The organism is Niveispirillum fermenti, from assembly GCF_048066175.1.
Taxonomy (GTDB): domain Bacteria; phylum Pseudomonadota; class Alphaproteobacteria; order Azospirillales; family Azospirillaceae; genus Niveispirillum; species Niveispirillum fermenti.
Window position 1 is genome coordinate 1 of sequence record NZ_JBLTXA010000003.1, and the last position, 18,465, is coordinate 18,465.

Annotated in this window: 20 protein-coding genes and 1 tRNA gene; 13 read left to right on the plus strand and 8 right to left on the minus strand. The window is 67.4% G+C overall.

Annotated elements, in window-relative coordinates; all coding sequences use genetic code 11:
* Positions 1 to 170: 170 nt before the first annotated feature.
* Entirely contained in the window at positions 171 to 734 is a 564-nt protein-coding gene (locus ACM9LZ_RS03480; protein WP_416617953.1) for a TetR/AcrR family transcriptional regulator, read from the minus strand.
* A gap of 342 nt (positions 735 to 1,076) precedes the next feature.
* Here ACM9LZ_RS03480 and ACM9LZ_RS03485 point away from each other — a divergent pair, with 342 nt between their 5' ends.
* The 5 genes from ACM9LZ_RS03485 to groL all read left to right on the plus strand — a co-directional run bounded on the left by ACM9LZ_RS03485 (position 1,077) and on the right by groL (position 4,007).
* A complete protein-coding gene (locus tag ACM9LZ_RS03485; protein WP_416617954.1) occupies positions 1,077 to 1,274 on the plus strand; it encodes a hypothetical protein in 198 nt (65 codons plus the stop codon).
* On the plus strand, positions 1,271 to 1,498 hold the full coding sequence (locus ACM9LZ_RS03490; protein ID WP_416617955.1) for a cytochrome P450: 228 nt from the start codon (positions 1,271 to 1,273) through the stop codon (positions 1,496 to 1,498). The genes ACM9LZ_RS03485 and ACM9LZ_RS03490 overlap by 4 nt, the downstream gene beginning before the upstream one ends.
* A 199-nt stretch (positions 1,499 to 1,697) precedes the next feature.
* A complete protein-coding gene (locus tag ACM9LZ_RS03495) occupies positions 1,698 to 1,829 on the plus strand; it encodes a hypothetical protein (protein WP_416617956.1) in 132 nt (43 codons plus the stop codon).
* Positions 1,830 to 2,010: 181 nt separating this feature from the next.
* Positions 2,011 to 2,301: a co-chaperone GroES gene (groES, locus tag ACM9LZ_RS03500; protein ID WP_094458166.1), complete on the plus strand. Its 291-nt coding sequence runs from the start codon at positions 2,011 to 2,013 to the stop codon at positions 2,299 to 2,301.
* Positions 2,302 to 2,354: 53 nt separating this feature from the next.
* Positions 2,355 to 4,007: a chaperonin GroEL gene (gene groL, locus ACM9LZ_RS03505; protein ID WP_416617957.1), complete on the plus strand. Its 1,653-nt coding sequence runs from the start codon at positions 2,355 to 2,357 to the stop codon at positions 4,005 to 4,007.
* A gap of 125 nt (positions 4,008 to 4,132) precedes the next feature.
* On the opposite strand, the gene ACM9LZ_RS03510 is transcribed toward groL, so the two are convergent.
* Positions 4,133 to 5,092, minus strand: coding sequence for a hypothetical protein (locus ACM9LZ_RS03510; protein WP_416617958.1), 960 nt, complete (start codon positions 5,090 to 5,092; stop codon positions 4,133 to 4,135).
* 187 nt (positions 5,093 to 5,279) lie between these two features.
* Here ACM9LZ_RS03510 and ACM9LZ_RS03515 point away from each other — a divergent pair, with 187 nt between their 5' ends.
* The 4 genes from ACM9LZ_RS03515 to ACM9LZ_RS03530 all read left to right on the plus strand — a co-directional run bounded on the left by ACM9LZ_RS03515 (position 5,280) and on the right by ACM9LZ_RS03530 (position 8,528).
* Positions 5,280 to 6,071, plus strand: coding sequence for an ABC transporter ATP-binding protein (locus tag ACM9LZ_RS03515; RefSeq protein ID WP_416617959.1), 792 nt, complete (start codon positions 5,280 to 5,282; stop codon positions 6,069 to 6,071).
* Positions 6,072 to 6,162: 91 nt separating this feature from the next.
* Positions 6,163 to 7,035, plus strand: a complete 873-nt coding sequence (locus tag ACM9LZ_RS03520) for a transporter substrate-binding domain-containing protein (protein WP_416617960.1) — start codon at positions 6,163 to 6,165, stop codon at positions 7,033 to 7,035.
* Positions 7,036 to 7,120: 85 nt separating this feature from the next.
* The gene (locus ACM9LZ_RS03525; protein WP_416617961.1) at positions 7,121 to 7,834 is read left to right on the plus strand and encodes an ABC transporter permease; all 714 of its coding nucleotides are present in this window, start codon (positions 7,121 to 7,123) and stop codon (positions 7,832 to 7,834) included.
* Between the two features lie 16 nt (positions 7,835 to 7,850).
* On the plus strand, positions 7,851 to 8,528 hold the full coding sequence (locus ACM9LZ_RS03530; RefSeq protein WP_416617962.1) for an ABC transporter permease: 678 nt from the start codon (positions 7,851 to 7,853) through the stop codon (positions 8,526 to 8,528).
* Here the strand turns inward: ACM9LZ_RS03530 and ACM9LZ_RS03535 are convergent, their stop codons facing one another.
* From ACM9LZ_RS03535 to ACM9LZ_RS03555, 5 genes are all read right to left on the minus strand, one after another.
* Positions 8,529 to 10,958: a patatin-like protein gene (locus ACM9LZ_RS03535; RefSeq protein ID WP_416617963.1), complete on the minus strand. Its 2,430-nt coding sequence runs from the start codon at positions 10,956 to 10,958 to the stop codon at positions 8,529 to 8,531. It lies immediately after the preceding gene.
* Positions 10,959 to 11,025: 67 nt separating this feature from the next.
* Complete coding sequence (locus tag ACM9LZ_RS03540) at positions 11,026 to 12,105, minus strand: NAD(P)/FAD-dependent oxidoreductase (RefSeq protein WP_416617964.1); 1,080 nt, start codon at positions 12,103 to 12,105, stop codon at positions 11,026 to 11,028.
* Positions 12,106 to 12,112: 7 nt separating this feature from the next.
* Positions 12,113 to 13,984 carry a LodA/GoxA family CTQ-dependent oxidase gene (locus tag ACM9LZ_RS03545; protein WP_416617965.1) on the minus strand — a complete coding sequence of 624 codons (1,872 nt, stop codon included), beginning with the start codon at positions 13,982 to 13,984 and terminating at the stop codon, positions 12,113 to 12,115.
* Between the two features lie 282 nt (positions 13,985 to 14,266).
* Positions 14,267 to 14,617 carry a hypothetical protein gene (locus ACM9LZ_RS03550; RefSeq protein ID WP_416617966.1) on the minus strand — a complete coding sequence of 117 codons (351 nt, stop codon included), beginning with the start codon at positions 14,615 to 14,617 and terminating at the stop codon, positions 14,267 to 14,269.
* 143 nt (positions 14,618 to 14,760) lie between these two features.
* Positions 14,761 to 14,836: transfer RNA gene (locus ACM9LZ_RS03555), tRNA-Ala, on the minus strand.
* Positions 14,837 to 15,083: 247 nt separating this feature from the next.
* Between ACM9LZ_RS03555 and ACM9LZ_RS03560 the strand changes: the two genes are divergently transcribed.
* From ACM9LZ_RS03560 to ACM9LZ_RS03575, 4 genes are read left to right on the plus strand one after another with little or no spacing between them, the layout of a single operon-like run.
* A complete protein-coding gene (locus tag ACM9LZ_RS03560) occupies positions 15,084 to 15,377 on the plus strand; it encodes a YggT family protein (protein WP_416617967.1) in 294 nt (97 codons plus the stop codon).
* A 3-nt stretch (positions 15,378 to 15,380) separates the two neighbouring features.
* The gene (locus ACM9LZ_RS03565) at positions 15,381 to 15,698 is read left to right on the plus strand and encodes a DUF167 domain-containing protein (protein ID WP_416617968.1); all 318 of its coding nucleotides are present in this window, start codon (positions 15,381 to 15,383) and stop codon (positions 15,696 to 15,698) included.
* 28 nt (positions 15,699 to 15,726) lie between these two features.
* A complete protein-coding gene (folD, locus tag ACM9LZ_RS03570) occupies positions 15,727 to 16,641 on the plus strand; it encodes a bifunctional methylenetetrahydrofolate dehydrogenase/methenyltetrahydrofolate cyclohydrolase FolD (protein WP_416617969.1) in 915 nt (304 codons plus the stop codon).
* A complete protein-coding gene (locus tag ACM9LZ_RS03575; protein WP_416617970.1) occupies positions 16,638 to 17,693 on the plus strand; it encodes a magnesium transporter CorA family protein in 1,056 nt (351 codons plus the stop codon). Before folD ends, ACM9LZ_RS03575 begins: the two co-directional genes overlap by 4 nt.
* A 49-nt stretch (positions 17,694 to 17,742) precedes the next feature.
* Here ACM9LZ_RS03575 and mtgA read toward each other — a convergent pair whose 3' ends face one another.
* The gene (gene mtgA, locus ACM9LZ_RS03580; protein ID WP_416617971.1) at positions 17,743 to 18,441 is read right to left on the minus strand and encodes a monofunctional biosynthetic peptidoglycan transglycosylase; all 699 of its coding nucleotides are present in this window, start codon (positions 18,439 to 18,441) and stop codon (positions 17,743 to 17,745) included.
* Between the last annotated feature and the right edge of the window lie 24 nt (positions 18,442 to 18,465).

Below are 18,465 nucleotides of genomic sequence, written 5' to 3' on the forward strand. Positions count from 1 at the left end.
TTCACGACGCACAGCCGCGGCGGGCGCAGTCGCCAACGGAGCTGTTTCCGGTCGACCGAAAACAGCTCTAACGGAACATATCCTGCCGCAGCGGCCGGATCAGGTCGCCGGCACGGCCATCACGGCGCGGCAGGGTCAGTCCCCGCACCAGCACCAGCCGCATTATAGTATCAGTCCCCGCCCGCGGCCCGGCGGAAGGCCGCGCGCTGCCTTTCCGCGGTCCAGTATGACTGGTCGAAGACCGTCTGCATGGCGATGCCGTAAAGCGCCTTGCAGATATCCTCCGCCCGCTGGTCGGCCGCCGGGTCTGCCATGCCTGCGGCAATGAAATGGGTGCGCAATCGTTCGCGCGTGCCGACAAGCCCGCGCTGATGTTCCTGCGACAGGCCCGGTTCGAACAGGGCCGCGGTCCAGAAGCACAGCCAGATGATCCAGTGCCGCCGCTGGTCCGGCCCCACGGGCAGCAATTCCTCCATCGCCCTTACCGGATCGGCCGGCAGTCCCGCCAGCGCCTGCTCGCGAAGGGCCACGGCCTGCATGAAATTGTAGCGGTAGGTCTCCAGCAGCACCTCGTTCTTGTCGCGGAAGAAGTGGCTGATGACGGTGGTGCTGCAGCCCAGCCGGGTCGCCAGGTTGCGGAAGGTCACGGCATTCAGCCCACCTTCGATGATCAGGTCCGCCGCGGCGGCGGCAACTTCCGTCCGGCGCTGGCCACTATCCACGGCAACGGGCATCGGCCCCCATCCTTACCTACTATGCGACACCTGTTCTACAGGCCCGGCCGGCCCGGCGGAAGAGGGGATAGAAAATGCGCATCAGTGCAAAAAAATATGGTGTGCAACATATGCTTTACACCCATGATCCGGAACAGGGAGGCGCGGTCGCCTGTCCGCAGAACAGGGATGGGCCGCGGCAGAAGAAGGAAGATCGGCGATGCAGCAGCACCCCGTCATTCCCGACCATGTGCCGCCGGGCCTGGTACGGGATTTCAGCTATTTCAGGTCGCCCGGCATGGCCCCGACGCCCAACGGCAATCCGCAGGCGGGCTCAGCTTTGTGCATCAGGGTGGGCCGCCCGTGTTGTACGCCCCGGCCAACACCTATGACGGGCGCGGCACCTGGGTCATCACAAGGGCCGATGACCAGTTCCACGGCACGCTGGAAAAGCGGCTGGCCGCTATGCGCACCGTCGTGGATTTCATGAAGGGCCTGGCGAACTGCGCCGGCGGGAGCCGGCGGACGATTTCGTCGGCTTCCTGCTGCGCGCCGGGGTGAAAGGCCGGCCGCTGACCGACAAGGAGGTGCTGGGCATTGCCGTGCTGCTGTTCGAGGCCGGCCTGGACACGGTGGCCGCGGCCCTGGGCTTCGACCTCTACCATCTTGCCACGCATCCGCAGGATCAGCAGCGCCTGCGCGACGACCGCGAATTGATCAAGCCGGCGGTGGAGGAGTTCTTCCGCGCCTATTCCACGGTGCAGATGCTGCGCCCTGGCGCGTGAGAACAACCGTCACACGGCCTTCGCCTATGGTCCGCACCGCTGTCTGGGGTCCCATCTGGCACGGCGGGAACTGATCATCGGGCTGGAGGAGTTCCTGGAGCGGATTCCGGCATTCCGGATCAAGCCCGGCACGGCGCCCATGACCCATGGCGGCATGTGTTCGGGATCGAGAATGTCGTGCTGGACTGGATGGGGGGAATTGAGAAATGCGCATGGAGACCCACGCAAGGTCGGCCTGTCGCTGGTCTTGACGGTGCTGTTCCTGCTGCTGCCGGCGGCCTGCCTGCGGGCTGGGGGCCGGGCGGCGATGCGGCGGCGGCTGGCGGATTGATGTCGCGGGCGGTGGGCCGGGGTGCGACCCCTTTCGCCGCCGTCATGGCAACCCCATCCAATTATGCCAGCGCCCCTCTTGACAGGCGGGGATGGGATGAATAGCTCTGTTGGCACTCACCGAGCGTGAGTGCTAACAAAGGCTCACGCCAACCCTTTTGCCTATCTCAGGGAGAGATCCTATGAAGTTCCGTCCGCTGCACGACCGCGTCGTGGTCAAGCGCGTCGAGTCCGAAAAGAAGACGGCCGGCGGCATCATCATCCCCGACACCGCCTCGGAAAAGCCCCAGGAGGGCGAGGTGGTCGCCGTGGGTCCGGGTGCCCGTGACGAGGCCGGCAAGCTGGTGGCTCTCGACGTCAAGGCCGGCGACCGCGTCCTGTTCGGCAAGTGGTCGGGGACCGAGGTGAAGATCGACGGTGTCGAATACCTGATCATGAAGGAAAGCGACATCATGGGCGTGCTGAACGCCTGAGTCGGATCACCTGATCCACGCCCGACCCCATAGAATTCAAAAGGATTAGAGCAATGGCTGCCAAGGAAGTTAAGTTCGGCTCCGACGCCCGCACCAAGATGCTGCGCGGCGTGGACATTCTGGCCGATGCCGTGAAGGTCACCCTGGGCCCGAAGGGCCGCAACGTCGTGATCGAGAAGAGCTTCGGCGCTCCCCGCATCACCAAGGACGGTGTCTCGGTCGCCAAGGAAATCGAACTGTCCGACAAGTTCGAGAACATGGGCGCCCAGATGGTCAAGGAAGTGGCGCAGAAGACGGCCGATCTGGCCGGCGACGGCACCACCACCGCCACCGTGCTGGCCCAGTCCATCGTCCGTGAAGGCGCCAAGGCCATCGCCGCCGGCATGAACCCGATGGATGTGAAGCGCGGCGTCGATCTGGCCGTCGCCACCGTCGTGGCCGACATCCAGTCCCGCTCGCGCAAGGTCACGACCAACGACGAGATCGCCCAGGTCGGCACCATCTCCGCCAACGGCGAAGCCACCATCGGCGCCCAGATCGCCGAGGCCATGGCCCGCGTCGGTAACGAAGGCGTCATCACGGTTGAAGAGGCCAAGAGCCTGGAGACCGAGCTGGACGTCGTGGAAGGCATGCAGTTCGACCGCGGCTACCTGTCGCCCTATTTCGTGACCAATGCCGACAAGATGGTCGCGGACCTGGAAAACCCCTATATCCTGCTGTTCGAAAAGAAGCTGTCGGGCCTGCAGGCGATGCTGCCGGTTCTGGAAGCCGTCGTGCAGTCGTCCCGTCCGCTGGTCATCGTGGCCGAGGATGTGGAAGGCGAGGCGCTGGCCACGCTGGTCGTCAACAAGCTGCGCGGCGGCCTGAAGATCGCCGCCGTGAAGGCCCCGGGCTTCGGTGACCGTCGCAAGGCGATGCTGGAAGACATGGCCATCCTGACGGGCGGCCAAGTCATCAGCGAAGATCTGGGCATCAAGCTGGAGAACGTGACGCTGGACATGCTGGGCCGCGCCAAGAAGGTGACGATCAGCAAGGACAACACCACGATCGTCGACGGCGAGGGTGCGAAGGAAGACATCACGGCCCGTATCGCCCAGATCAAGGCCCAGATCGAAGAGACCACCAGCGACTACGACCGCGAGAAGCTGCAGGAGCGTCTGGCGAAGCTGGCTGGCGGCGTTGCCGTCATCCGCGTCGGCGGCGCCACCGAGGTCGAGGTGAAGGAGCGCAAGGATCGCGTTGACGACGCGATGCACGCCACCCGCGCCGCCGTGGAAGAGGGCATCGTCGCCGGCGGCGGCGTGGCCCTGCTGTACGCCACGAAGAAGCTGGAAGAACTGGTCGCCCCGAACGCCGACCAGAAGTTCGGTGTGGACATCGTCCGCAAGGCCCTGCAGGCCCCGGTCCGCCAGATCGCCCAGAATGCCGGTTTCGACGGCTCGGTGATCGTCGGCAAGCTGCTGGAGCAGGCTGACACCAACCATGGCTTCAACGCCCAGACCGGCGAATATGGCGACATGTTCAAGTTCGGCGTCATCGACCCGACCAAGGTCGTGCGCGCCGCCCTGCAGGACGCCGCCTCCATCGCCGGCCTGCTGATCACCACCGAGGCGATGATCGGCGAGAAGCCGCAGCCGCCGGCCGCCGGTGGCGCCGCTCCGGGCGGCATGGGTGGCATGGGCGGCATGGGCGGCATGGACTTCTAAGTCCGGGCCGTTCAGCCGAACAGGCATGAATGCGAAGACCCCCGGCAGGGCAACCTGCCGGGGGTTCTTCTTTTCGGGGAGCCCCCCTTCTGCGGGAGCGGGGTGCCGGTCCTTGGTGCCGGTCCTTACCGCGGCGGCGCGCGGCTGGCCAGACGCCAATGCTTGGCCTGGGAATAGCTGCGGGCCAGGAACTGGTATGTCTTTTTCAACACGGCCTCGAAGGGTGCCCCCTTCTCGATGGCGACGGCTTCCCAATCCTCCATCACCTCGTCCCAGGGCAGCAGCGTCTGGTGCAGGTCGTCACGCATCTCGCGGATATAGGTGATGTTCTTGTCGAACAGGGTCAGCATCGACAGGACCTCTCCCGTCTGGGCATCGACCTGCGCGAACCGCTGCTCGATATCGGTGATGGGCGGCAGCGACAGGGTCTGCATGCGCACGATCTCCTCGCGCAGGGTGCGCTCGATCTTGTAAAGGCGGTGCGCCAACTCCAGCCCGTCGCGGATCTTGTGCAGGCGGCTCGCCCGTTCGCGCAGCGCCTCGATATAGGACAGTTCCTTGGCCAGCGCGTCGATGCGGTCTTCCACCTGCTGCTCGGCATTGCCGGTCAGGGCCAGCCGGTTGGCGATCATCTGGAAGGCCTCGCGCACGCGGGTTTTCGTGGTCGGGTCCTCAACCACCTGTTCCAGTTGCTCGGGGCTGGAAATGACCGTCTCGCCACCTGTCAGCCAGGTCACCATCTGCACCGTCAGCCGACCCTTGGCGATGGCATAATGCCGGTCATCGACGCGCCAGGATGCGGTACCGTCGATCAGTTCATTGGGGATCGTGTCGCCGGGCCGGATCTCGCGCACATATTTCAGGCCCTTGGCCACCATGTCGATCAACTGGCCATCGAAGCTTTTGGGATCGATCTTGAACTCGTTGCACAGCTTGTCGAGCGCCACCTCTGCCTCCACTTTGCCGAGGAGGAAACGCATCACCGCCTCCTCGGCGGACCGGGACCAGACGAAGCGGCAGCCTTCCACCGTGAAGACCTTGTGTTCGAACAGGAAATGCGTGCTGCGGTTCGGGGTTGGCTGCATGCCTTGGCTCATGCTGGCGCGGGGCTCCGGAACAGGGGAACGGTACGGCCTTCCTTCCATAGCATGGGATGCCGCCCGCCCGCCCGTCAATTCCGCCACGCCTGGGGCCGGATTTCCCCTTTCGCTGCCGGGGGTTGGCGAGGTAGCTTTGCCTTGTCACCCGTCCACATCGCAGCCATGGACCCCGATGCCACCCACCCCCACCGTTTCCGCCCCCGTGCCGGCCGTGCAGGTGGAGGCGCTGCACAAGCGTTTCGGTGACAACGAGGTTCTGAAGGGCGTCTCCCTGTCGGCGCAGGAGGGCGAGGTGGTGGCCCTGATCGGATCGTCCGGGTCGGGCAAGAGCACGCTGCTGCGCTGCATCAACCTGCTGGAAATCCCCGATGACGGCATCGTGCGCATCGAGGGGGAACAGATCGCCATGAAGCGCACCCGCCATGGCGCGCAACCGGCCGATGGCCGGCAGGTGGATCGTATCCGCCAGCGCTGCGGCATGGTGTTCCAGGGTTTCAATCTCTGGACCCATATGACGGTGCTGGAAAACATCATCGAAGCCCCCGTGCATGTGCGGGGCCAGCCGAAGGACCAGGCCGTCGCCCGGGCGGAGGCGCTGCTGGCCAAGGTCGGCCTGTCGGCCAAGCGCGACGCCTATCCTTCGCAGATGTCGGGCGGGCAGCAGCAGCGCGCGGCCATCGCCCGCATGCTGGCCATGGAGCCCCGCGTCATGCTGTTCGACGAGCCGACCAGCGCGCTGGACCCCGAACTGGTGGGCGAGGTGCTGCGGGTCATCCGCGACCTGGCATCGGAGGGGGCGACGATGCTGATCGTCACGCATGAAATGGCCTTCGCGCGGGAGGTGGCGCACAAGGTCGTCTTCCTGCATCAGGGCCGGATCGAGGAGGAGGGGACGCCGGCGGAACTGTTCGGCAATCCCAGATCCGAACGCTGCCGCCAGTTCCTGACCCGCGAGGGGCTGTGACCGGCGGCGGACAGAAAACCGGAAAAGCAGGCACGCAATCCAGACGCCGGGCACAGGGCAGGCAGGCACAGGGTCGAGGGGGTATCGGGTGATGAGGAAATTGATGGTGGCGCTGGCCATGGCCGGCCTCGTGGCGCTGACGGGCTGCGGCAAGGAGGGAGGCGAACAGGCGGCGACGGCGCCGGGTGGCATACCCGATCCGTTGCGCGTGGCGACCGAAGGCGCCTATCCGCCCTACAACATGCTCGACGCATCCGGCAATCTCGTCGGGTTCGAGGTCGACATGATGAAGGATGTCTGCCGCCGCATGGCGGTGCGCTGCCAGTTCATCGCCCAGGCCTGGGATGGCATGATCCCGGCCCTGCAGGCCGGCCGCTTCGATGTCATCGTGGCCGGCATGTCCATCACCGGGGAACGCCAGCAGGCCGTCGACTTCACGAAGGGTTATGCCACGACGCCGGCCTATCTGGTCTCTGCCAACGCCAACCCGTTGCAGCAGGTGGATTACGGCGTGGAACGGGTGGACCTGACGGAGATCGACCAGGCGGAGCAGGCCGCCATCGACACGCTGCGCGAACACCTTAAGGGCAAGGTCCTGGGCGTGCAGACCAGCACCATCCACGCCAATTTCGCCGATACCTATCTGGCCGATGTGGCCAGCATCCGCCGCTATGACACGCAGGAGAACCTGGCGCTGGACCTGCAGACGGGCCGCGTGGAGGTGGGACTGGCCGACGCCATCACCTGGAACGCCTTCCTGCAACGGCCGGAAGGCAAGGATTTCAGCTATTTCGGGCCGGGATTCGATGGTGGGCTGTTCGGCCGCGGCCAGGGTATCGCGGTGGCCAAGGGCCGGCCGGACCTGCTGGGCGCGCTGGACAAGGCGGTTGCCGAGATGAAGGCCGACGGCACCATGTCGAACCTGTCGGTGCAGTGGTTCGGTTTCGACAGTTCCATGCCCTGACCCGCCCCGGAGGCCGGAGGGGACGGGGGACGTACCCCGTCGGCCCTGACGGCCCGCCCAGGACCAAGCCGGACCGGACCTGCCCATGCTCGACCTTCTTCGTTTCGGTGCCGATGGTTGGGGCGATGAAATCGCCGCCGGTGCCGCCATGACCCTGGCGGTGGCCATCCTGGCCTATCTGCTGGGGCTTGTCGCCGGATCGCTGGCGGCCGCGGCCAAGCTGGCGGGACCGGCGCCCGTGCGCTGGCTGGCAGCCATCTATACAACCGTGGTGCGCGGGGTGCCGGCGCTGCTGGTCATCTGGCTGCTGTTCTTCGGGGGGGCGGGCTTCGTCACCTGGATGGCCGGCCTGTTCGGCTATACGGGCCGGGTGGACCTGCCGACCTTTGCCGTGGGCGTCGTGGCGGTGGGCATCGTGTCGGGCGCCTATGCGGCGGAGGTGATCCGCGGTGCGGTGCAGGCCGTGCCCAAAGGCCAGATCGAGGCGGCGCGCGCGCTGGGCATGCATCGCCTGCTGATCCTGCGTCGCATCCTGGTGCCGCTGGCCCTGCGCCATGCGCTGCCCGGCCTGGGCAATGTCTGGCAGATGACGCTGAAGGATACGACGCTGGTATCCGTCGTTTCCCTGGCCGAACTGATGCGACAGTCCTTCCTGGCCATGCAGTCCACGCGCCAGGCTTTCCTGTTCTATGCCACGGCGGCCATTCTCTACATGATCATGACGACGGCGTCGGAACTGGGCTTCCGGGCCCTGTCGCGCCGGGCCGAGCGCGGCGTGCGCCGGGCCGGCGGCAATTGAGCGGGGGAGAGGCGGCATGAATATCGATCTCGTCCTGTCCTCCCTGCCGGCCCTGCTGGCCGGAACCTGGACCACCTTGCAACTGGTCGTCCTGTCGCTGGGGCTGGGCTTCATGCTGGCCATGGTCGTGGCCTTCGGGCGCCTGTCGTCCAGCCCGGTCCTGTCGGGCCTGTCGGGGACCTACATCTTCCTGTTCCGGTCGACGCCGCTGCTGGTGCAGATATTCCTGATCTATTACGGGCTGGGGCAGTTCCAGGCGGTAAGGGACAGTTTCCTGTGGCCCGTGCTGCGCGAGCCCTACGGGTGCGCCATCATCGCGCTGACGCTGAACACCGCCGCCTATACGGGCGAGATCATCCGCGGTGGCATCCGGTCGGTGCCGTTCGGCCAGATCGAGGCGGCGCGCGCGCTGGGCATGTCGCGCCCGCTGCTCTACCGCCGCATCGTGCTGCCGCAGGCCCTGCGCCAGATGCTGCCCGCCTATGGCAACGAGATGATACAGATGGTGCAGGCCACCTCGCTGGCCAGCACCATCACGCTGGTGGAACTGACGGGGGCCGCCCGCAACATCGCCTCGCGCACCTTCCAGCCCGTGGAAATCTTCATCATCGCGGGTGCCATCTATCTGGCCATGAATTTCATCATCGCCCAGGCCATCCGCTGGGCGGAGCGCCGGACGGCGGCGGCGGGCTGATCAGCCGCAGCCCTCCACCCAGACACGCACCTGGGCCAGCGCCCGGTTGTCGGGGCCGAGCCGCCGGGTCTCCGTGGCCAGGATGGCGTCGAAGGCGCGACGCTTCAGCGCGTCGATGCGATCGGCGGGCAGGGTGCGCCCCCCGGCATCCACGACCAGGTCGATGCAGCGTTCCGCCGCCTGCAGGCGGCCCAGCAGGTAATCATGTTCCCGGTCATGGCGGCTGAAGAAGCCGCCGAAGGCGTTCATGCGGGCGCTGCGCAGGTCGGTGGGCGCGCCGGCCTGCTGCAAAAGCCGTGCATCGGGCGGCGCGATGCGGTCCACGCGGATGGCGTGGAACTCGTCCAGTTCGACCCAGCCACTGGTGGAGAAGGTCAGCACATCCCAGAAGGCGAAACCCAGATAGGCCTCGAATATCTGCCGCCGTGCGGCCGGCCCCAGATAGTTCAGGCCCATCAGGGCGAAAATCTCGTCGATCTCGTCAGACTGCGCTTCCAGGTTCCAGGCGGCGGCCAACTGGCCCAGCACGCGGTCCAGCGTTTCGGGGCCGGGCACGGGGCCGTCGGCCCGCATGGTGTTGTTGAGCGCGCTGCGCTCCCCGGCATTGAACACGCCCAGCCCGTCCGTTGCGGCCCCCGACGGGCCGGGCAGCCGTTCCAGCGCGCTGTACAGGCTGGCCTTGATCTCGTCCAGGTCGTCGGGGAGGGTGTCTGCATGCTCACCCGTCCCGACCATCGGATAGATGGCATTCAGTTCCCGGATCAGGAAACGCAGGCGCCGCGCGCGGAAGGCGATGTCGAAATCGCGCAGGAACCGCACCCAGGCCAGCATCTCCCCTTCCCGTCCCGCATCCAGCCGGTCGGGCAGCACGCCACGCGACCGCGCCCATTCATGCAGGGCCGCCAGCAAGGCCGGCCGCGCACCGGCATCCAGCCGGCCCAGGCAGGGAACCAGCAGGTCGGCCAGATATTCCAGGGCGCCCTCGATCTTCAGGCGCAGATAGGCCTCGAACGCGAAGCCGGCCTGTTCAGCGGCCCGCGCGCTGGCCCGGTCGCGCCAATGGCGGATCTGTTCGATGGTCGGGGCGAAGGGCAGCGGCCCGCCCACCACCAGCGCCACCTGTTCGGCCACGCGCGGCCGGGCGGCATCCAGCAGGCCGCGCAGCCGTTCCACGCGGGCATTGCGGGCGGCGATGGCCAGCAACTCGTCGCGCACGGGTTCATTGCGGGGAATGTCGGACAGGGCGCCGCGAATGGTCCGGAAAAATCCCGGCACGTCCCGCCGTCCGCCCGGCGCCTGTGCCCTGGCCGCCGGCTTGGGGTCGATATAGACGACGCGGCGGTCCACCTCGCGATAGGCCGGCCGGCCCGCGATGGCGGCCACGGCGGCGGCGAAGGGTTTGTTGTTCAGGACCGACCCGTCGATGAAGCTGGCCTGGTCGGGATCGGCGCCTTGCCGGCGGTATTCGGCGAAATTGCGCTGGAAGAAATGCGCCCGGCCGTCCCACCCCTCGCCGCGTTCGTTCAACAGCCGGTCGATATGGCGCAACTGGGCGGGCGGGAAGGCACCGGGGTAGGACGCGGACGCCCGTGCCGCAAAGACCAGCCCCGGCACGTCGCCATCCCTGAAATCGCTTTGCACGTCCCCCGCCCCACCCCGGCGGTAATGGAAGGAGAAGCGGTGCCGATGCTCCCGCTCCAGAATCTCCGGCGGGTCATGGGCCGGGATGCGGGTCGTGTAGCCGTGGAAATCCGTCACCGTCACATGCAGCGACAGGGGCAGGCCGCGCGGCATCAGGCTGGCCTGGGGCTGCGCGTCGCTTCGGCCCATGGCATGCGCGGCGTCCAGCAGAAATCCCATCAGGCGGTTGCCGTCGAAGGGGGGCCGGAACCAGCGCGAGCGCACGAACAGCGACAGCTTGTCCCGCACCTCCGGGTCGGGTGCCAGCCGTTCCAGCCGCCGCGTCATGGCCCAAAGCACGGGCCGCATGAACCATTTGCTCCATTTGCCGGCGCGGCTGTCGGCCGTCAGCAGCCGTGTGACGTCGGCATTCTCCAGCCACAGGCCCGTCAGCGGATCCAGGTCCAGGTCATGGGCCAGGGCGCGGGCCAGCAGCACACCGTTGATGCCCCCGGCGCTGGCCCCGGCGACGACATCGATCAGCACGCGCAGGGACAGGTCGGGAAGCAGATCGTGCAGCAGGTCGAAATACACCGATTCGGTGTCGAAGGGCCGGTTGTCGCCGACGCTGGCGGCCGCGAAATCGTGGGACTGGCCGTGGCCCGTGCCCGGGCGCCCATGGCGGCCGGCATGCAGTGCCTGGCTGGCACGGACCAGCTTCCACAATTCCTTGGTGACGCCGTGCATGTAGACCGCCAGGCTGACCCCGCCATAGCAGACCAGTGCTATCCGCAGTTCCTTTTCCTTCACCGTCCCGGTTCCTCCCCTTTCCGGTTCCAGGGGGCAGAGTGGGGCCGGGCGGCGGCCAGCGTCAATCTCATCCGCGATCCGGCCGGCGTGCCCAGAAGGGCCGGCCGGCCCAGCGCCGCTCCAGCCCATAGAACGCGGTCAGATGCGCGCGGTAGGCGGCGCGGATGTCGTTCAGGCGGCCGGTATGGGTGCCGGCCGCCCCGGCCCTGTCGCCAGCCAGGGCGCGATCGGCCCCTTCCGCCGCGGCCAGGCCGGTATAGAGCGCGTTGAACAACCCCTGGGCGGACAGCGGATCGAACGCACCGGCCGCATCGCCGCAGGCAAACCAGCCGGGTCCGGCGGGCGGGTCCAGCACGCTGCCATGCGCGGCCGTGAAGCCGCCCGGTCCGGCCGGCACGGCCCCTTGTGGCAACAGGGGGGCCAGCGCCTTCACACCGGCGGCCCGCCACAGCAGGCCCACCCTGTCATGCACGCTGCCCGCGGCATCCAGATCGGCATCGGTATGGAAGGCCAGCACACGCTGTCCGCCCGGCAGCGGCGCGCTGTACCACCAGCCGTCGGGTTCCGCCACGATGCTGGTCAGGCCGGGGGCAGCGCCCGTGTCGGGCAGGTGGGCCCAGGCGCAGGCCAGCCGGTCCAGCGGGCGCGGCATGACGCCCAGCCGGCGGGCCAGCGGGGCCGCCCGGCCACCGGCATCGATCAGCACGCGGGCCTGCACGATCCGGCCACCGGCCAGCCGCACCCGCCATCCGTCGCCGTCACGTTCCAGCCCGGCCAACTCATCGGGAATGGACAGTGCCGCCCCGCGACAGCGGGCAACATCGCGCAGCCAGCCGTCGAACCGGGCCCGGTCCAGGTGCCAGCCATGGCCATAGGGGTCGCGCAGTGCATCGCGTTCCACCGGCTCCGGCCCGCCCCACAGGGAGCGCTGCCCGTGGCAGGGGGCATGACGTTCGGCCAGGAAGGCCGGCAGCAGTCCCATGTCGGCCAGCAGGCGCCCGGCCGCTGCGGGCAGCGACTCGCCGATACGCGGCGGACAGTCCGCCCGCCGGTCGATCAGCAGCACGCGCCGCACCGGGGCCAGGTTCAGCGCGGCGGCGCAGCCGGCCGGACCCGCCCCGATGACCAGAGCATCGACGCTTTCCACGCCTGCGTCAGAGGCGGACGCGGGAGGTGAAGCGCCGCACCTTCTCGATCTTCGACAGGTCGGGCGGGGCGCCGTCCGTCTCCAGACCGGCCTTCAGCAGCGCAGGCGGCGGCGCCTCCCGGTCGGCGACCTCCATCACCTTGGGAAGCGGCAGGTCGCCCGGACCGGGGGCCACGTCCACCACGGCCACGATATCGATATTATTGGCCAGGTTGTTGATCTGGCTGATGTAGGTGCCCTTGCCCAACGGATCGTTCCAGGAGGCGCGGCGGGCGAAGGCGGCCAACCTTTCCTCCGCCGGCAGCTTCTTGTTCATCACCGTCTTGTAGTCGCTGGGCGTCAGCACCTGGTTGGGGACGCGCGCTGGCCAGAAGGTGGGCAGATAGGGATCATAGGCGGTGTCATAGCCCGACCGGCAGCTTGCCGTGTCGGTCTGCCAGGGCACCGCCATCCAGCGGGAGATGGAACCCGGCCGCTGGCCATAGAGCGGGCCATCTGGCGTCCCGCAGATCTCCGATGTCATGACGGGGCCGTAATCCGGTTCCTTGCTGCCGGCGGGCGCATGCAGGAAGCGGTAGGCGCCCATGAAGATGCTTTCCGACCGCACGGGCCATGTCATCTCGCAGCCGGGATGAAAGGCGTCGGCCAGACAGAATTCCAGCGACGCGCGGTCCAGCATGTCGGGCTGCCGTTCCACGGGCACCTTGTCCAGGCTGGCCGGCGGCCTGGCCGTGGGGTCGTAATCATTGATAAAGTCGCCGGCCACCCACTGTTTCAGGAAGCCCAACTGGGTCTCGGTCAGTTGCGTGAACTGGCGCGGTGTCCTGGCGGCCGGCACGCTCATCGCGTCGCCATAGACCCAGGGCCAGGGCACGGGCGACCAGCTATCCCGGTCACCCTGGCGGAACTGGTTGTAAAGCTGGCGGCGGGTTTCCTGGTTGGAAGCGGAACCGTCGGCCAGCTTGGCCTGCCAGTCCGGGCTGGTGAAGTCGAACGGGGAACCCCAGCCGAAACCACGGGCGAAGCCGGCATTCACCCATTGCAGCCGGCTCAACCGCTCGAAGATGGGCAGGATGTCCCCGGTGAAGGACGGACGGGCCGGCCGCTTCAGAAAGGCCAGATCATAGGCGATGTCGCGCATCAGGTCCCACATGGTGCGGACCGATTTCTGCTGCGGGGCATAGTTGGGCGGGCCGACGACGATCCAGGCCGGCGTCACCTGGATATCCTTGCCCTGCCAGCGCACGGATGCCGTCACCGGCCCGTCGGCCACATCATCATGCCAGCCATCATTGTTGCCGAAGGTCACGGCCGGCGCACCATTGTAGGAGGCCGACTTGCCATGCCCGCCCAGCACGACCAGACGCCCCGCCTCATCGGTACGCAATTCGCCCAGATAGACGCGCTTGCCCACGAACTCCCCGTCATCGAAGGCAACCGGACCCTTGCCGGCACCTGCCAGCGAGCGCGGGCCGGGATCGATGGTCAGCGAGGCGCGGTCCTTCACCTGGGCATTGCGGCGGTAGGAGGGCGGGGCGGCGGCCGCTTCCGGAATGTCCAGCGCCAGTTGGAATTCGTACCAGGAGGCCTTCTGGTTGGCCAGATGCACGGTCCATTCCACCTCCGCCCCCTTCGCCCCCGTCAGTTCCTTCACCGGCAGGCCGGCGGCGTTAAGGCCATAGACCCGGAACCGGGCCGCCTGCCGCTTCAACGCTCCCGTTTTGTCCCGGTAGAAACCGGCGGGCTGCGGCGGCGGGTCCGGCACCTCGGGACCATAGAACCATTCCTGCGGGCTGTTGCCGACGCGCGCGACACCGATGGCCGGATAGATCGCCGCGCTGACGATCGTATCGTCGACAGAAGGGGCCTTCTTCGCCATGACCGGATTTCCTTGCCTTGACCATAGGGCCGCCACGCTGGCGGATCACGACGAAATTGCGCGAATATCTTTTTAAGTACAACAATTAAAACGATAGAAAGTCCTATTGTCGATAGGTGTCACCCTGGCCGTGTCCGGCCGTGTCTGGCCGCCGGGGGCGACGGTACGGGCGCAACAAAGCCCGCTCCGGGGCGAGGCGGCGGGCCGCCGCCGGCCATTTTCATTTCCCATCGGGAGACAGTGGAAATCCTGGCGGCCGCGACCGCGGCCGTGCGCGATCCGTCACGCCACGCGGGTGCCGCCGCGTTCGTTCTGGGCGCTCTTGTGGACGACAAGGGTGATCTTGTCGTTCATCATGTGCAACTGCTTGGCCGATTTGGTCGGCAGCGGGATGCGCTGGTTGATGCAGAAGAAGATCAGGCAGGCGGCCAGCGTGGGATTGTCCACCCAATGCACCTGACGCGCCCCGTCATCCTGCCCGACATGCAGCGCACAGCGCACGGGGTCGGCCATCACCTCCATCCGGATGACGCTGCCCGACGGCATGGGGTTGCCGGCACGGCGGTGATATTCCACCACGGCGCGGATCACCTCGTCATTGCTGAACAGGATATGGCGGATTTCAGTCGGCATGCCCAACCTTACCCGCCCCGCCGGGATACGTCACCAGCCGGAAACGGGAAATGAAACCAGGGTACGGGAGACATCAGGGCGCAGGAAGGTGGCGGAGCGGCAAAGCCCGCAGCCTGTCGAACGAAACGGATATGAAGGAGGAATGGTGGAGCCGAGGAGGATCGAACTCCCGACCTACGCATTGCGAACGCGTCGCTCTCCCAGCTGAGCTACGGCCCCACACCATCGTTGCCCGAAACGACAAGTCAACCGGGCCCCTGAAGTGGCGCGGATAATGCTGATCGGGCCGGCCCCTGTCAAGCGCGGCATTGCGCCCCAGGGTTCCGTCCCGTGCATGGGGCCCGCGCATGGGTCCGTTCCAGGGCGGCGGGGCCCGGATGGGGGGTGGACAGGGACAGGTGGCGACATTACGTTCCACAGCACAAGGCGCCTGTTGCCGATACCGTCCACCAGATCCGGAAAAATCATGGACCCGCTGCTGCGCACCATCGTCGAAATCCTCTATGTGGTGCTGGACCTTTATGTCTGGGTTCTGATCATCTCGGCCATCCTGTCCTGGCTGATCGCCTTCAACGTCATCAACACGCATAATCGCGTGGTCTATACCATCTCCGACATCCTCTACCGCCTGACGGAACCGGCGCTGCGCCCCATCCGCAACGTCCTGCCCAATCTGGGCGGCATCGACCTGTCGCCCGTGGTCCTGATCCTGATCATCATGTTCGTGCAGCGGCTGATCCTGAATTACGGGCTGTTGTAAGGGATGAAGCCGGCCCTGGAAGGTGCGGCCGGCGGCGTCCGGCTGTTCGTGCGGGCGGCACCCAGGGCCAGCCGCAACGCCGTGCAGGGGATGGCCCCCGGTGCGGATGACAGGATGCAGGTGAAAATATCGGTCACGGCCGTGCCGGAGGATGGCAAGGCCAATGCCGCCATCATCGGGCTGCTGGCCAAAGCGTGGCGAATTCCGAAAAGCAGCATCAGCGTCGTCGCGGGTGGCACCGACCGGTCAAAGATATTATTCGTTGCCGGCGAAACAGAGGCCCTGATGACCCGGCTGTCGGACTGGCTGGGCGGGCTGTAACGTCGACAGGATCGAAGGGGAACCGGGCATGGCCGAGGCACGCATCATCGACGGCAAGGGCTTTGCGGCCGGCTTGCGGGCACGAATCGCAACGGCGGTGGACCAGTTGCGCACGGCGCATGCGCTGGTCCCCGGCCTGGCCGTCGTGCTGGTGGGGGAAGACCCGGCCAGCGCCATCTATGTGCGCAGCAAGGGGGAGCAGACGCGCGAGGCGGGGATGCATTCCGTCACCCACCGCCTGGACGCGGCCACCAGCCAGGAGGATCTGCTGCGTCTGGTCAACCAGTTGAACAACGACCCCTCGATCCACGGCATCCTGGTGCAACTGCCCCTGCCGGCCCATATCGACAGCCAGACCGTGCTGGCCGCCATCGATCCGGCCAAGGATGTGGATGGGTTCCACGTCATTAATGCCGGGCGGCTGTCCATCGGCCTGCCGTCGCAGGTGCCCTGCACGCCTCTGGGCTGCATGCTGTTGCTGAAGGACACGGTCGGGGACCTGCGCGGCCTGCACGCCGTCGTCATCGGCCGGTCCAACATCGTGGGCAAGCCCATGGCGCAGTTGCTGCTTCAGGCCGATTGCACCGTCACCATCGCCCATTCCCGCACGCGCGACCTGCCCGCCATCTGCCGGGAGGCGGATATCCTGGTGGCCGCCGTCGGCCGGCCGGAAATGGTGAAGGGCGACTGGATCAAGGAGGGGGCGGTCGTCATCGATGTGGGCGTCAACCGCGTGCCCGCGCGTGACCCGGCGGCGGCGGCGGCCGGCAAGACCCGGATCGTCGGTGATGTCGCCTATGCCGAGGCGGCGTCGGTGGCCGGCGCCATCACGCCGGTGCCCGGCGGCGTGGGGCCGATGACCATCGCCTGCCTGCTGTCCAACACGGTGACGGCCGCCTGCCGCGCGGCCGGCGTGCCGGTGCCCGCCGGGATCGGTCTTTGATCACGGTCTATGTCCGTGATGGCACGGGCCTGCGGGCCCAGGCCCTGGACCCCGGCGAGCCCGTGCCGTCGGGGACGATCTGGCTGGACATGCTGTATCCGGACGAGACGGAGCGGCTGACCGTTTCCACCCTGCTGTCGGTCGACCTGCCGACGCAGGAGGATATCAGCGAGATCGAAACCTCCTCCCGCCTCTATACCGAGGGGGAGGTGGCCTTCATGACTACGCCCGTGATCGTGCGCTCATCCACGGGGCCGCTGGAACGCGGGCTTCTGACCTTTGTGGTGGCGCCGTCGCTGCTGGTGACGATCCGGCATGCCGAACCCCTGTGGTTCACCATCTTCGCGGCCCGCGCCCAGCGGCAGGTGGAACTGGTCACCTCGCCGCTGGAGGCGTTCCTGGGGTTGCTGGAAGCGGTCGTGGACCGCGCGGCCGACGTGCTGGAACGGGTGACGGCCGACCTGGACCGGCTGTCGCACCGCATCTTCGCCGATCACGAGGACCGGGTGGTGGAACCGCTGGTGGGGCGTGATGGCGGGGTGGTACAGCGCCGGCAGGCGGTGGCCCGCGAACATACCCGCCGCCGCCCGCCCACCACCGTGTCCATGCGCGCGGTCATCACCGCCATCGGCCGGGCCGGCGACCTGACCCAGAAGGTACGCGACAGCCTGGCCGGCCTGGAACGGCTGGTGGCCTTCGCCACGACCGTCGCCGGGCCGCGCATGGCCAAGGACCAGAAGGCGCGGCTGAAGACCATCGGCCGCGACGTGCATTCGCTGGTCGAACATGCGGCCTTCCAGGCCATGCAGACGAATTTCCTGCTGGATGCCACGCTGGGCGTGATCAATATCCAGCAGACGAACATCATCAAGATTTTCTCCGTCGCGTCCGTGGCCTTTCTGCCGCCGACGCTGGTCGCCAGCATCTATGGCATGAACTTTCACCATATGCCCGAACTGGACTGGACGCTCGGCTATCCGCTGGCGCTGCTGCTGATGGTGCTGTCGGCGGTGGGGCCGCTCTGGTATTTCCGCAAGCGCGGCTGGCTGTAGGCTGGGCGCCCGCCCCCGCGCTCAACTCAGAACGCCGTCCTTGCGCCTGTCAGAGGACGCAATCATCCAGCGCATCGCGACGGACGATCGCCATGCGCTGCATCAGCGTGCCGGCCCGCGACGCGACATAGGGTCCGGGCGGGTCGGCCTTCCACTGGCGCGGGCTGGGCAGGATGGCGGCCAGCAGGGCGGCCTCGCGCGTCGTCAGCGCATCGGCCCCCTTGCCGAACCAGTGACGGGCCGCCGCCTCGGCGCCATAGACGCCCGGCGCCCATTCCACGATGTTCAGATAGACCTCCAGGATGCGCCGCTTGGACCAGAAGGTCTCCACCAGCAGCGTGAAGCCCAGTTCCACCCCCTTGCGCAGCCAGGAGCGGTCGGGCCACAGGAAGGCGTTCTTGGCGACCTGCTGGCTGATCGTGCTGCCGCCACGCAGGCGCCCGCCCGACTGGTTACGTTCCAGCGCCCGCTCGATGGCGTCCATGTCCAGGCCGCCATGGGCGCAGAACCGGCTGTCCTCCGCGGCGATGACGGCACGGACCAGATGGGGGCTGATCCGTTCCACGGGGCGCCATTCATGGTGCCATTCCTGGCCCTGGATGGCGCGGATGACCATCAGCGGCGTGCCCGGCACGGGAACGACCGCATAGGCCAGCACCCAGGTCACGCAGAAGCCGGCCAGCGCCAGCAGAACCACCCCCAGCCAGAGCGCGACCCTGCCGATCCTGCCGCGCCCGCTCTTCGCCATTGCCGCCAATGCCCGTTCCCCGCA